We start from the raw sequence: 14,107 nt of genomic DNA, 5'->3' as shown, positions 1-14,107 counted from the left end.
TGCCGACAACGTTGTCCGAGGTCTCGACACGCGGCGTAATGCTGACTAATCTCCCCGTCATTTGACAGCGATGTCAGCGACAGGGGAGTGGTCACGATGGTGTCGAGACGAACGTTCCTGGCGGGCAGCGGCGCACTGACAGCAGGTGGATTCGGGTTGCTCCCCGGCCTACCCGCGAGCGCGGCCCAGAGCACGACGGAGAGCACGAGCACAGGTGGAGGCGGCCGGCTGTTGCCGGCCTTCAGTAGACCGAAACACCTGCACTATGGCGATGTCAGCAAACTCAGCGGCGGCGACCAGACGCTGCTGACGACCCTGCAGGGCATCGTCAACCGCAGTAAGCCCGAGCTCTACTTCAGCTTCGACACCGGCACCATGAGTACGCCGGACGCGAAGTGGCTCGCCGACATGCACCTGCCCACGACGACGTACCAGAATCCCTTGGACCTGGTGGCCAAGTACCGGCATCGGGTCCGCGGCGCGATCGTCCACGACCCCGCCGTACCGGACTCGCTGAACGTCGCGACGACCCTGGCCGGCCTGGAGAACGCCGTCGTCGCCGACGCCGATCAGGCCAAGGCGCACGGCCTGCGGATCGTCAAGGACCTGCGCGGGATGTTCGACGACGACCGGGTGAAGACTTACCGCTGGCAGCTCGACAACCTGTTCCCGCGGGTCACCCACAAGCTGCTCGCCGGCCTGCCACCGACCCGCGTGGTCGCGGTCGAGAACGTGCAGTGGCAGGAGATCGCCCGGGAGACCCGGCAGATCCGCGACTCGTCCAACCGCGGCAACTACGACCTCGACGTCTCGGCCAAGCTCGGCAAGGGAACCGTCTTCGTCCGGTTCTCCGACTCGTTCACCGACGACGGCTGGGGCGCCTCGGTCTCCGAGGTCACCGTGAAGGCCAACGGCACCCAGATCGCCCACTTCCTGCCCGGTACGCCGGAGGAGGCGCCGTTCCTCTTCGACGGCGTCAACTCGTCGATCGGCGGCGAGGCCAACCGCTTCAGCGACGGCGGCGGCTACTTCATCTACCAGTTCGCCCCACCGGCCGGTACGACGTCCCTCGTGGTCACCGTGACGATGTGGAACCAGTACCTGGTGAGCGCGACCGACACCTCACCGACCCGGATCGAACCGTTCGCGTACTTCCGCGACTACGTGGTGGCCACCAAAGCCCTGGTGAGCTGGCTACCGCCGGGTGGTGAGACCGGCGACCTGCTGGTCGAGCACTTCGCGAAGTACCCGACGCTGGCGCCGTACATGGGCTGGTTCGCCAACGACGTCTCCGGCGAGTGGGACGGCGTCGACCTCGCCTCACAAGGTGGTTCGCCGGTGATCGCGGCCGACTTCTACATGAACGGGACGGTCCACGCCGGGTTCACCGCCCCGATCTCGGAGAAGGTCCGGCCGGTACGGCGGATCAACAAGCCGAAGAACAAGGTGTACCTGACGCTGACCTTCGGCGAGGGCGACAACATCCAGTACTGCCAGCGGCACATGCGCGACCTGTGGGACGACCCGAAGCGTGGCGATGCGCCCGCCAACTGGACCATCAGTCCGCTGCTCCTCGAGACCGGGCCGGGACTGTTCAGTCACTACCAGCGGACCGCGACGGCCAACGACTTGTTGGTTTGCGGCCCGTCGGGCGCGGGCTACACGTATCCGGGGTCGTGGGCGGCCGATCAGTTCACGCAATTCCTGAAGCTGACGGGCTCGACGCTGCGCCGGACCGGGATGGATGTCGTCTACTCCTACAGCCACCGCGAGAACGACAAGTGGGTGTTGCTGTCGCCGGAGATCGCCGCCGGCTTCAAGAAGTACACGCCGTTGAAGGGGATCATGCAGACCTGGGACGGCGATCTGCTCGCGGTCCGCCAGGGTGGGCTGCCGATCGTCGGACAGTGGGGTGCGCCCGGCAAGGCCGCGGAGTACAAGGCCGCGCTGGATGCCCGGGTCGCACAGTGGGACGGTACGAAGCCGCTGTTCATCTCCGGCGGGATCAATGCGTGGTCGTGGACTCCGTCGGACATCTCAGAGCTGGCTGCGCTGCTCAAGGACCCGTACGAACTGGTTCTCGCCAACAGCTTCTTCGACCTACTCAATCGCGTGCTCTGACCAGAAGCTGGACCTGCCGCGGTGGCGCGGCAGGTCCAGCGGCTTTCGGTTACAGCCTTCCCACCGGTACTACCAGTGGTGCGCCACGTCGACCACGATCCGGCTGGTGTTGCCAGCCCCGGTCAGGGTGAAGACGCGGAACGGGAGGCGGGCGCGGAGTCCGACACCGATGGCCGTCTCGCCCTCGAAGCTTCCCTCGTCCACGATCTGCCGGAACGTCCGGTAGCCGTGCACGTTGGTCAGCTCGTGGTAGTTCGGCGGATCGTAGCTCGGGACGCCGTCGTCGGTGTCGAACGAGGACACCGACAGGATGATCTCCAGCTTGGCGCCACCGCGCGCCGGGATCAGCTTGCCTTCGCCGACGGTGTAGAAGTTCTTCACGTAGTGCGCGCGGAACCAGGACGGCTTGCCCTGCACGTCGAACACGATCCGGTCGTAGCAGGTGTGCCTGCCGGTCCGGACGTTGGTCAGCTGGCCCCAGCCTTGGTAGGTGCTTGCCTCAGGCAAGGAACCCCAGTCGGTGGGGCAGCCGGCGGCAACGGCGGTAGTCGTGGTCTGCGCGGCGTACGCCGGCACATTGACCGCGCCCGCCGGTAGTGCGGCGAGGGCGAGTACTGCGAGTGCGGTGCGGATCGGTGGGTGGTGGTGGATGAACTGGATGCATTTCATGTGCCCCCCTCAGGACACCTGTTAGATGCGCCCGGAGGGTGGGAAGTTATCGATCCGGCTGAGCTTCTTCGTCGCGGGGGAGGACGGCTGAGACCGCGACCAGACAGGCCGACAGCGCGAGCGGCAGGATCATCGCGTGCTGGATGCCGAAGTGCTGGACGAGTTGGCCGATGATCGCGGGGCCGACCAGGAAGGCGGCGTAGCCGAAGGTTACGACGATGGCGAGCATGCGGCCGCCGCCTACGTGGCCGGCCACGGCATAGACCTGAGGGGCGACTAGGCCTACGCCTAGGCCGACTAGGGCCCAGCCGATCAGCAGGAGTGGGAGAGGCTGGGTTAAGACCGTGAACAGGTAGCCGCCGATGGCGGTTACCGCGCCGACGCGTACTACGGTGCGGCGGCCGACGCGTGCTACTGCTCGGTCGCCGAGTAGGCGGATGATGACCATGAAGCCGCTGACGGCGACCAGGCCGAGGGCGCCTGTCGATGGGTCGATCTTGGCGACGTCGGTGACGTGGACCGAGGACCAGTCGACGGCGGTACCCTCGGCCAGGCCGAAACAGAACGCCATCAGGCCGAGTGCCCAGGCCAGCCGGGGGATCGGTGTACGGACGCCGTCCTCGGTGTGCTCAATCTTCCGTCCGCGCGGCACGATCCGGATGCAGACGGCGATGGACGCCAGTCCGACGATGCAGAGCGTGCCCAGGGCCGGGCCTACGTTGGCCGCGCCAGTCTTGTCGAACAGGCGCGCAATCAGCACGATGATGCCGGCGGCGGTCAGGTTGCCGACGCTCCAGAAGGCGTGGAAGCGGCTCATGATCGGTTTCGGGCGGGCCTGCTCGACCTCGACGCCGAGCGAGTTCATCGCGACGTCCATCGCGCCGTTGCCGAGTCCGGCCAGCACCATCGCGACGATTGCCCAGGGCAACGATGAGGTGATCGACAGGGCGCCGACGCCGAGCGCGAGCAGGGTCAGCGTGACAAGGGCGACCGGCCGCGCACCGATCCGGTCGGCGAGCCGGCCACCGATCTGCATCGACACAACAGCCGACGACGCCAGACAGAACAGCAACAGCGAAAGCCCTTGAGCACCGATGTCGAGCCGATCCCGCAGCGCCGGCAGGCTTCCGCCGACACCGCCGATCAGCAGCCCATTGGTCACGAACAACAGGAACACGGCTCCCGCCGCCGTCCTGGTGGACATTGGATTGGGGGATGTGGTGGTCATGTGAACCGGATTTCGACGTCGGCGGAGCGGAAGGCTTCTAGGGCTTCGTTGTTGGCGGCTGCGTCGGTGATCAGGACGTCTACGGACTCGAGGCCGGCCACGGTCACCATCGCGGTTCGTTCGAGCTTGGCCGATTCGACGGCCAGCAGGACCCGCGCGGAGGACTCGATCAGGGCGCGCTTCATCGCCGCGTCGGCGAGCGTGTTGGTCGTCAGGCCGTGCGCTGGGAGTGCGGCGCAACTGCTGATCACGGCGGTGTCGAAGTGGATGCCACGGACGCCGGCCTCCGCGGCAGCGCCGTACGAGGCCAGCTCGGGCGAGCTCACCTCGCCGCCAGGCATGATCAGTTTTGTCCTCGCCGCTTCGCCAAGGACGACGGCGGAGTGCAGCGACAGCGGCATCACCGTGATCGCGCGCCCGGCCAGTTCGCGGGCGACCGCGAGGCAGGTCGTCCCGTTGTCCAGCGCGACCGCCTCGCCGTCGGAGATCAACTCGGCGACGGCCGCACCGAGCCGCCGCTTGACCTCTTTACCCTGCTTGTCCCGCAGCGTGAACGGGATGATCTCGCCCCGCAGTGCGACCCCGACCGCGCCGCCGCGGACCCGGCGTACCAAGCCCTGGCTCTGCAACAGATCGAGGTCGCGGCGGATCGTCATCTCCGACGTCCCGGTGTCCTGAGCCAGGTCGGCAACACCGACCCGGCCAGAACGGGCTAGTTCCTCGACGACGAACCTCAGCCGTTCCTCACTGTGCACACGTTCATCCGAACACGAGCAATGTTCGATCGCAACTCACCAGTGGTGGGCCACGTCGATCACGAGCCGGGTGGTGGTGCCCGGGCCGGTCAGGACGTGGGTCTGGAACGGCAGCCGGGCCCGGACGCCGAGCGCCAGAGTCGTCCGGCCTTCGAAGCTGCCGCCCCAGGCCACTTGGCGGAAGGCGCTGTACCCGGCGACGGCAGACAGCTCCTTCTGGTTCTTGAATCGGTACGTCGGCCGCCCACTCGCGTCGTACGCCGGGGCGTCGACGACGATCTGCAGCACGGCGCCGCCACGCACCCGGATCGGTGCGCCCGAGCCATCGGCGGTGGCCACCTTCACGTAGCCGACCCGGTAGCCGGTGGATCGCTTGCCGGCCAGGTCGATGACGAGCCGGTCGTAGCAGGCGTGCCGGCCGGTCCGGAGGTTCTTGACCGCGGCCGCACTCCACTTGGAACTTGCCTCAGGCAACGAACCCCAGACGACCGAGCAACTGGTCGAGCGCGCCACCGACCGCTCGACGAGTGGGCTCGCCTGCGCCGGTACCGCGACCGCGGCGCCGGTGGCCAGGGCGGCGATCGCCAGCGTGACGATCGAGCCGCGGACGGGGAGGGAGGAGGAACCGAATCTGCTCATGACGTTCATCCCTTCCGTGACGTCTGAAGTGCTCTACAGGTAAGACGTCGTAAAGGGGATGACGGTTGACGTCGGAACGGCGAGGATGGCGGTGATGACACCTGATGAGCTGCTAGACGTTTTCCACCGCCGGATCCGGCTGCCGGATGCCGACACCATTCCCGGCTGGAAGCAGGAGCTGGACGGGCTCGTGCACCGCTCGTATCTCGAGGGCGCGGGCGGCGGCGGATTCGTGGAGACGCCGCGCGGGCTCGGCGACGACCCGGACGCGGTGATCGCGGCCCAGATCGAGTTCTTCCGCGGGCGCGACCTGGAGTTCGAGTGGAAGACCTACGCGTACGACGAACCGGCTGACCTGGGGGAGCGGCTGCTCCGCGCCGGGTTCGTCGCGGCGAAACCGGAGACGCTGATCCTCGGCGAGGTGGACGCGATCCTGGCCCGGCCGGGGGCGCTGCCGTCGAAGGTGCGGATGCGGGACGTGGGGGAGGATCCGGCGGACTTCCATCGGATCGCGGTCCTGATGGACTCGCTGTGGCACATGGGGCTGGAGCGGATCGAGGAGCGGCTGGCCGCGGAGTACCGGATGTTCCCGGACCGGCTGGTGGTAACGCTGATCGAGGATGCTCTGCGGGGACCCGAGGGGCCAGCGCTGACTGCGGCGTGGATCCGGTTCCATCCGGGGACCGGGTTCGCGAGCTTGTGGGGTGGCGGGACGCTGCCGGAATGGCGCCGGCAGGGGCTGTACAGCGCGATCCTGGTGCACCGGGCGAAGATCGCGAAGGAGCGCGGGTACGAGTTCCTGCGCGTCGACGCATCGGAGGACTCCCGGCCGATCCTGCAGAAGCTCGGCCTGCACGCTGTCGCGACCACCATCGGGTACGAATGGCGGAATCAACAGATGGCTTGACACGCCCAACCCGGTGAGCGGAACGACCTCGGCAGGCTGTACGTTGCGGAGATCATGGCCATGAAACTCACCTCGCGCTTTCGCCGGCTGCTGCAGCGCCCCGGCTCGATCGACCTCGGCCCGTACGAGAAGCTGACCACTGCGGTCGGCGAGGCGGAGGAGTCGCTCAAGGACCTCACCGACGAAGAACTCACCGAGGTCGTCGCCGAGATGCGGACCACCGGTGGTCTGGACGAGGGCGACCAGATCGAGTTCCTCGCGCTCGCCCGGGAGGCCGGGCTGCGGGCCATCGGCGAGCGGGCCTTCGACGGCCAGATCGTCGGCGCGCTCGCGCTGCTGCAGGGCCGGATCGTCGAGATGGCGACCGGTGAGGGCAAGACCTTGGCCGGTGCGTTCGCCGCCGCCGGGTACGCGATCGGTGGCCGGCGCGTCCAGGTGATGGCGGTCAACGACTACCTGGCCCAGCGCGACTCGGAGTGGATGGGGCCGATCTACGAGCTGCTCGGCGTGACGGTCAGCCACATTGGCCAGGCCTCGACACCCGAGGAGCGGCGTGCGGCGTACCAGGCCGACGTCTGTTACGCGCCGGTGAGCGAGCTGGGCTTCGACGTACTGCGTGACCGGCTGGTCAACGACGTCGCCGACCGGGTCACCGTCGAGCCCGACGTGGCGCTCGTCGACGAGGCCGACTCGGTGCTGATCGACGAGGCCCGGGTGCCGTTGATCCTGGCCGGCGCGACCCGCACCGAGGAGCTCGACGACGACGTGGTCGCGCTGGTCCGTACGCTGCGCGCCGGGCTCGACTACGAGATCGACGGCGACGGCCGGACGGTCGCGCTGACCGACAAGGGTACGGACAAGGTCGAGGCGGCACTCGGCGACATCAACCTGTACGAGGACGAGAACCTCGACCGGCTGACCCAGATCAACGTCGCGCTGCACGCCGAAGTACTGCTGCGCCGCGACGTCGACTACCTGGTCCGCGACGGCAAGGTCAGCCTGATCAACAACAACCGCGGCCGGATCGCCAAGCTGCAGCGCTGGCCCGACGGTCTGCAGGCGGCCGTCGAGGCCAAGGAGGCTGTCCCGGTCAGCGACTCCGGTGAGGTGCTCGACAGCATCACCGTGCAGGCGCTGGTCAGCAGCTACCCGACGCTGTGCGGCATGACCGGTACCGCGGTCGTCGTCGGCGAGCAGCTTCAGGAGTTCTACAAGGTCGAGGTGGCGGTCGTCCCGCCGAACACGCCGAACGTCCGCGTCGACGAGCCCGACCGGCTGTACCTGACGGTCGCCCAGAAGAACAAGGCGCTCGTCGAGCACATCGGGGAGGTCCACGAGACCGACCGGCCGATCCTGATCGGGACGCACAGCGTCGAGGAGTCCGAGCAGCTGAGCGATCAGCTCGAGGAAGCCGACATCCCGCACGTCGTCCTGAACGCTAAGAACGATGCCGAGGAAGCCGCGATCATCGCCGAGGCGGGTGTGCCGGGGACGGTGACCGTATCGACGCAGATGGCCGGCCGCGGTACCGACATCCGCCTTGGCGGGCGGGACGAGTCGCAGGACAAGGACCGCGCGGTCGAGCTGGGCGGGCTCTATGTCATCGGCACCGGCCTGCACGCTTCGCGCCGGCTGGACGACCAGCTACGCGGCCGCGCCGGACGGCAGGGCGACCCGGGCGGCTCGCTGTTCTTCGCCAGCCTCGCCGACGAGCTCGTCACCCGGTACTCCGTGACGTCAGGCCTGCGCCCATCGCCGGACGCCGACGGCCGACTGACCGATCGCAAGGCGATCGGCATGCTGGAGCACGCGCAGCGCGTCGCCGATGGCGCCAACGCCGAGCTGCACCGTACGACCTGGTCGTACCACCGGCTCACCGGCCAGCAGCGGTCGATCCTGCTCGACACCCGCGAGAAGGTGCTGACCGAGGACCTGGCCGCCGAGGAGCTGGCGGAGCGGGCCAAGGAGCGGTACGACGAACTGGTCGAAGAACTCGACGAGGAGACCGTCAAGGCGGCGGCGCGGAAGATCGCGCTGCACCACCTGGACCGGAAGTGGACCGACCACCTCGCCTACCTGGCCGATCTGCGTGAGGGCATCCACCTGCGCTCGCTGGCCGGCGGCATCGTGCACATGAAGCCGATCGACGAGTTCAACAAGTCGGCGATCGCCTCCTTCGACACGTTGATCGCCGACTCCTGGACCGAGGCGGCCGAGACCTTCAAGGAAGCCGAGATCACCGCCGACGGCCTGGACGAGGAAGCCTCCGGCGTACCGCGCCCGACGGCGACCTGGACCTACCTGGTCAACGACAACCCGTTCGGCACCGAGGCCGACCGGATCCTCGGCCGGCTCCGCAACGCCATCAAGCCCGAGTCCGAGGGGCAGGCCGAGGAGATCCCGGCCGAGACCTTCGACGAGGACGAGCTGCCCGAGGAACTCCGCGACCTCGACGACGAGGACCTCGCCGACGAGCTGCCCGAAGAGCTCCGCGACGCCGACGAGGACGCCGAAGAGAAGAAGCCCGACGTCAAAGAGTGAGTCTGTGACGGGCCCGACTGAGTCTCCGTGAAACGTTGTCCCCCTCTCCTGCGATACATGGGGCAGGGGAGAACTGGGGACACATGGGAGAACACGATTCGTCGCGACCTGCGGGGGCTCAGACTGCGGAGCAGGAGCTCACGCGGCGCCTCCGTGCGCTGTGGTCGATCATCGCGATGCCGGTAACGCTAGCCACCGAACAAGGAGACGACGAACTACTCGACCGCCTGAGCTGTAGACCACGGCCACGCCGAATCCGTCGCCGCTGCCGCTACCGGACGTGAACCTGACCGGTCCAGGTGGCTCGGGGCGGGGATTGTCGGTGGCGTTGGTTAGGGTCGTGGGGTGAGTGATGGGTTGTTCGAGCTGCCAGGTGTTCCTGCTTCCGCGCGTGGGGGCGGGAGCTTGGCCGACGCCGATCACACCTCGGCGCCGCTGGCGGTGCGGATGCGGCCGCGAGGTCTGGACGAGCTGGTCGGTCAGCAGCATCTGCTGAGCCCGGGCTCGCCGTTGCGGCGGCTGGTCGAGGGTGATCAGCCGATGTCGTTGCTGCTGTGGGGGCCGCCCGGGACCGGGAAGACCACCATCGCGGCGGTGGTGTCACATGCCACCAACCGGAAGTTCGTCGAGCTGTCCGCGGTCACCGCCGGGGTCAAAGAGGTCCGGCAGGTGATCGACGGCGCCCGGCGGGACCTGACCCGGGCCGACACCGTCGAGACCGTGCTGTTCATCGACGAGGTGCACAGGTTCACCAAGGCGCAGCAGGACGCCCTCCTGCCCGGCGTGGAGAACCGCTGGGTGACGCTCGTCGCGGCGACCACCGAGAATCCGTTCTTCTCGGTCATCTCGCCGCTGCTGTCCCGCTCGCTGCTGCTCACCCTGGAGTCGCTCACCGACGACGACATCGCCGTACTGCTCGACCGCGCGCTGGTCGACGAGCGCGGGCTGAACGGTGAGTTCGAGCTGGCCGCCGACGCCAAGGATCACCTGCTGCGGATGGCTGGTGGGGACGCCCGCCGCGCGCTCACCTATCTGGAGGCAGCGGCCGGCGGTGCAAAAGCCAGAGCCGCTGCGGACAAGAGCGTCGCAGGGACAGCCGAGCCGGGCGCGGACGGTCCGGTGCTGATCGACCTGAAGACGCTGGAGACGGCGGTCGATCGGGCAGCCGTCAGGTACGACCGGGCCGGCGACCAGCACTACGACGTCGCCTCCGCGCTGATCAAGTCGATCCGCGGGTCCGACGTCGACGCCGCGATGCACTACCTGGCCCGGATGATCGAGGCCGGTGAGGACCCGCGGTTCATCGCCCGCCGGCTGGTGATCTCGGCCAGCGAGGACATCGGGATGGGCGACCCGACCGCACTCGGTGTCGCCATCGCCGCAGCCGAAGCGGTGCAGTTGATCGGGATGCCGGAGGCGCGAATCAATCTCGCCCAGGCCGTCGTCGCACTCGCCCTCGCGCCGAAATCGAATGCCGTCATCTTGGCCATCGACGCCGCGATCGCCGACGTCAAGGCGGGCAAGGTCGGTCCGGTCCCCGCACACCTGCGCGACGCGCACTACTCGGGCGCCAAGAAGATCGGCCACGGAGCGTCATATCAGTACTCCCACAACGATCCTCGGGGTGTGGTCGGCCAGCAGTACGCCCCCGACGTCGTCGACAAGGTGGACTACTACCAACCGACCCGGCGTGGCGGCGAGGCGGCTTATGCCGAGGCGCTGACCAAGATTCGCGAGATCCTCCGGAAACGCTGACCGGGCAGTTCCGGTGCGCCGGTGAATTTCCCAGGTATTTCCCAGGGAATTCACAACAATAAAAGCGGTATAGCCACAATTGGCGGAGCCCGATCGTCATCGAGACGCTTCGGTGCCGGAAATTCGGCGAACGGCCAACCGTCCGGAGTTGTCTGTGCACTCCGCCGGAAACGCCCGGTAGGTAAAGGAGTTTCGGCCGAAGTCGCGGTGAACAGTGAGAATCTGCCCGGAAGTGTCAGTCGTCTGGCTCTTGCGGCCCACCGCCGGACTGTGATTTTCTGGAGTCGTCCGATTACCCAGCGAGTTCGCGACACGCAAGGCGGCGTAGGCCTGTACGTGGTCTAAAAGTCGGCCTATTGTTTCGTTGTCGGTTCAATCGACATTTGCTGACCGGGGGGTCGGTCAGGGGGTCAGCGGGGGCTGAGAGTCACCGCTGGTTGGCAGGGTCAGGGGTGGGTCTCACTATGGGGGTTTTCCGGCAATGACGAATACTACTGGTCTGCGCGTCGGCGTGGTCGGCTGCGGTTACTGGGGATCCAAGCACATCAGGGTTCTTCACTCACTGGAGTCGGTGGCCACGATCGCGGTCATCGACCCGAACCCGGACCGCGCGCTGCAGCTGTCCCGGAACTATCCGGCGCTGGAGGCGTACAAGAATCTGGACGAGGCGCTTCCGCACCTCGACGCGGTGATCATCGCGACACCGCCGAGCACGCACAAACCGCTTGCCCTGAAGGCGATCGAGGCCGGCGTGCACGTGATGGTGGAGAAGCCGTTGGCGACCACCGCGGCGGACGCCCGGGACATGATCGAGGCCGCGAAGGCCAAGGACGTCGTGCTGATGGTCGGCCACACCTTCGAGTACCACTCGGCGGTCTGGCAGCTGCGCGAGATGGTCCAGAAGAAGGAGCTCGGTGACCTGTACTACCTGGACACCGCGCGGCTCAACCTGGGGCTCTACCAGCACGACTGCAACGTGTTGTTCGACTTGGCGCCGCACGACGTCTCGATCCTGAACTACGTACTGGGCGCGACTCCGGTCAGCGTGCAGTGCTGGTCGTCGCACCACGCGAACTCCAGGCTCGAGGATGTCGGCTACCTGCGGCTGCACTACAAGGACCCGGACGTGACGGCCAACGTGCACGTCAGCTGGCTGGACCCGTGCAAGGTCCGCCGGGTCACCATGGTCGGCAGCCAGAAGATGGTGATCTTCAACGACCTGGCGTCGGAGGAGCGGATCAAGGTCCACGACAAGGGCGTCACGCAGCCGCCCCAGCTCGGTGAGGACCTGACCCAGCCGCCGATGTCCTACCGCTACGGCGACGTCGTGTCGCCGCACCTGGTGATGAACGAGCCGCTGATGGTCGAGGACGAGCACTTCGTCGACTGCATCCTGACCGGGCTGACGCCGCTGACCGGTGGGGCGAACGGCCTGGCCGTGGTCGAGGTGCTCGAGGCCGCCCAGCTGTCGGCCGCCGAGGGCCGCGAGGTGCTGATCGACGAGGTCCGCGCCGAGCGGGCGGCGAAGGTCGTGCTGGACGAGGTCAAGCTGCACCAGAACGGTTCGGCCCCGGTGGGTGAACTGCGGTGACCGCTGAAGTCACGACCGACCGGCAGCAGCCGGCTCGGTCCTCCGAACCTGTGCCTTTCCTGGACATCTCCGGCGCCACCGCCGACGTCGCCGAGGAGGTGCGGGCAGGCTGGGACGAGGTGCTCCGCACCGGCCAGTACGTCGGCGGTAAAGCGGTCGCGGCCTTCGAGAAGGAGTGGGCCGAGTACTGCGGTACCGACTTCGCGGTCGGTGTTGCCAACGGCACCGATGCCTTGCACCTGGCGATCCGTGCCCTGGGCATCGGTCCCGGCGACGAGGTGATCGTGCCCGCGAACACCTTCGTGGCAACGGCGGAGGCCGTGATCCTGGCCGGCGCCGTACCGCGGTTCGCGGACGTCGACGACGGTACGCTGCTGCTCACGCCGGAGACGATCAAGGCTGCGGTCACGCCCGCCACCAAGGCGGTCGCGGTGGTCCATCTGTACGGCCAGCTGCCCGACATGACGGCGATCACGCAGATGTGTGAAGAGCTCGGTCTGATCCTGATCGAGGACGCCGCGCAGGCCCAGGGCGCGACCTGGAACGGACGCAGGGCCGGTTCGTTCGGCCATGTCGGCTGCTTCAGCTTCTACCCGGGCAAGAACCTCGGCGCCTTCGGCGACGCGGGCGCGGTCGTCACCTCGGATGCCAAGCTGACCGAGTTGATGCTGTCGATCCGCGACCACGGCCGGATGCAGAGCGAGGGCGGGCACTACTCGCACGGGGTGCTGGGCATGAACAGCCGGCTCGACGGCGTACAGGCGGTCGTACTGTCGGCGAAGCTGCGGCACCTCGACGAGTGGAACCAGCAGCGGCGCGAGCTGATGGCGATCTACCGGGAGCTGATCGATCCGGAGCGCGCGAAGCTGGTCGAGCAGCTCGAGGACGGCGAGGGTGTGCACCACCTGGCCGTCGTCCAGGTGGACCAGCGCGACCGGGTGCGTGAACTCCTGCAGGAGCGGGGGATCGGGACCGGCATCCACTATCCCGTTCCCTGCCACGTGATGGGGCCCTACGCGCAGTACGCCGACGGGCCGCTGCCGGTGGCCGAGGCGGCCGCCGCACGGCAACTGTCTCTGCCGATGTTCCCGCATCTGTCCCAGGACGACGCGCGCCGGGTGGCCGAGGGACTGAACGCCGTCCTGGCGGAGCTGGACCGATGACCACGCACCCGGCGGTCAACGCCGACCCGGGTGTCCAGATCGGCTACCCCGCGGCGCGGGTAGCCGATCAGGAGCTGACCCTCGGCGAGGGTGCCCGGCTGCGCAGCGGCACGATCCTGTACGCCGGTTCGCGGATCGGCGAGCGGTTCGAGACCGGGCACAACGTGGTGGTCCGGGAGCAGTGCGAGATCGCCGACGACGTGTCGGTCTGGAGCAACACGGTGATCGACTACGGCTGCCGGATCGGTGCCGGGGTCAAGATCCACACGAACTGCTACGTCGCGCAGTACACCGAGATCGGGCCGGGCGCGTTCCTCGCGCCCGGCGTGACGATCGCCAACGATCTGTACCCGGGCAGCTCCGAGTCGGCCGAGGTGATGTCCGGGCCGTCGATCGGCGCCGGTGCGCAGCTCGGCGTCAACGTGACGGTGCTGCCGTTCGTCCGGATCGGCGAGAACTGCCTGGTCGGCGCCGGGTCGGTGGTCACCCGTGACCTGCCGGCCGGGACCGTCGCGTTCGGTAATCCAGCCCGCGTCCGTGGCCTGGTCGGCGAGCTGGAGGACATCAGCTCGCGGATCCAGCCGGACGACGCATCCGCCTCCCGGTACCGCTTCTCGCCCGCCGAACCGGCCGACGACAAGACGGCACTGGGCAACGGTGTCACGATGGAGGTAATGGGATGAGTCTCCTCCGCGGTAGCCGGGCAACCCCCGTAGTCCGGCCTATTCCCGTCCGCGG

11 protein-coding genes are annotated in these 14,107 nt (G+C 67.9%); 7 read left to right on the top strand and 4 right to left on the bottom strand.

What is annotated here, in order from left to right; translation table 11 throughout:
* Positions 1 to 96: 96 nt before the first annotated feature.
* Complete coding sequence (locus tag OHA70_RS35405) at positions 97 to 2,121, top strand: GxGYxYP domain-containing protein (protein ID WP_328325282.1); 2,025 nt, start codon at positions 97 to 99, stop codon at positions 2,119 to 2,121.
* A gap of 69 nt (positions 2,122 to 2,190) precedes the next feature.
* On the opposite strand, the gene OHA70_RS35400 is transcribed toward OHA70_RS35405, so the two are convergent.
* Genes OHA70_RS35400 through OHA70_RS35385 form a run of 4 tightly spaced genes read right to left on the bottom strand, consistent with a single transcriptional unit; the run spans position 2,191 to position 5,412 of the window.
* On the bottom strand, positions 2,191 to 2,790 hold the full coding sequence (locus OHA70_RS35400) for an AMIN-like domain-containing (lipo)protein (protein ID WP_328325280.1): 600 nt from the start codon (positions 2,788 to 2,790) through the stop codon (positions 2,191 to 2,193).
* Between the two features lie 46 nt (positions 2,791 to 2,836).
* Entirely contained in the window at positions 2,837 to 3,994 is a 1,158-nt protein-coding gene (locus tag OHA70_RS35395; RefSeq protein WP_328325278.1) for an MFS transporter, read from the bottom strand.
* 20 nt (positions 3,995 to 4,014) lie between these two features.
* Positions 4,015 to 4,773: a DeoR/GlpR family DNA-binding transcription regulator gene (locus OHA70_RS35390; RefSeq protein ID WP_328325276.1), complete on the bottom strand. Its 759-nt coding sequence runs from the start codon at positions 4,771 to 4,773 to the stop codon at positions 4,015 to 4,017.
* A 36-nt stretch (positions 4,774 to 4,809) separates the two neighbouring features.
* Entirely contained in the window at positions 4,810 to 5,412 is a 603-nt protein-coding gene (locus OHA70_RS35385) for an AMIN-like domain-containing (lipo)protein (protein ID WP_328325274.1), read from the bottom strand.
* Between the two features lie 94 nt (positions 5,413 to 5,506).
* Between OHA70_RS35385 and OHA70_RS35380 the strand changes: the two genes are divergently transcribed.
* The 6 genes from OHA70_RS35380 to OHA70_RS35355 all read left to right on the top strand — a co-directional run bounded on the left by OHA70_RS35380 (position 5,507) and on the right by OHA70_RS35355 (position 14,052).
* The gene (locus tag OHA70_RS35380) at positions 5,507 to 6,319 is read left to right on the top strand and encodes a GNAT family N-acetyltransferase (RefSeq protein WP_328325272.1); all 813 of its coding nucleotides are present in this window, start codon (positions 5,507 to 5,509) and stop codon (positions 6,317 to 6,319) included.
* A 60-nt stretch (positions 6,320 to 6,379) separates the two neighbouring features.
* Positions 6,380 to 8,860: an accessory Sec system translocase SecA2 gene (gene secA2 / locus OHA70_RS35375; protein WP_328325270.1), complete on the top strand. Its 2,481-nt coding sequence runs from the start codon at positions 6,380 to 6,382 to the stop codon at positions 8,858 to 8,860.
* A 345-nt stretch (positions 8,861 to 9,205) separates the two neighbouring features.
* Positions 9,206 to 10,615, top strand: coding sequence for a replication-associated recombination protein A (locus tag OHA70_RS35370; RefSeq protein WP_328325268.1), 1,410 nt, complete (start codon positions 9,206 to 9,208; stop codon positions 10,613 to 10,615).
* Between the two features lie 481 nt (positions 10,616 to 11,096).
* Positions 11,097 to 12,206: a Gfo/Idh/MocA family protein gene (locus tag OHA70_RS35365; RefSeq protein WP_328325265.1), complete on the top strand. Its 1,110-nt coding sequence runs from the start codon at positions 11,097 to 11,099 to the stop codon at positions 12,204 to 12,206.
* Complete coding sequence (locus tag OHA70_RS35360; protein ID WP_328325263.1) at positions 12,203 to 13,369, top strand: DegT/DnrJ/EryC1/StrS family aminotransferase; 1,167 nt, start codon at positions 12,203 to 12,205, stop codon at positions 13,367 to 13,369. The genes OHA70_RS35365 and OHA70_RS35360 overlap by 4 nt, the downstream gene beginning before the upstream one ends.
* Positions 13,366 to 14,052, top strand: coding sequence for an acyltransferase (locus OHA70_RS35355; protein WP_328325261.1), 687 nt, complete (start codon positions 13,366 to 13,368; stop codon positions 14,050 to 14,052). Before OHA70_RS35360 ends, OHA70_RS35355 begins: the two co-directional genes overlap by 4 nt.
* Positions 14,053 to 14,107 lie beyond the last annotated feature (55 nt).

This window comes from Kribbella sp. NBC_00382 (assembly GCF_036067295.1).
Lineage (GTDB): Bacteria > Actinomycetota > Actinomycetes > Propionibacteriales > Kribbellaceae > Kribbella.
The sequence above is the reverse complement of the archived record's forward strand: the minus strand, read 5'-3'. Positions and strand labels throughout refer to the sequence as shown.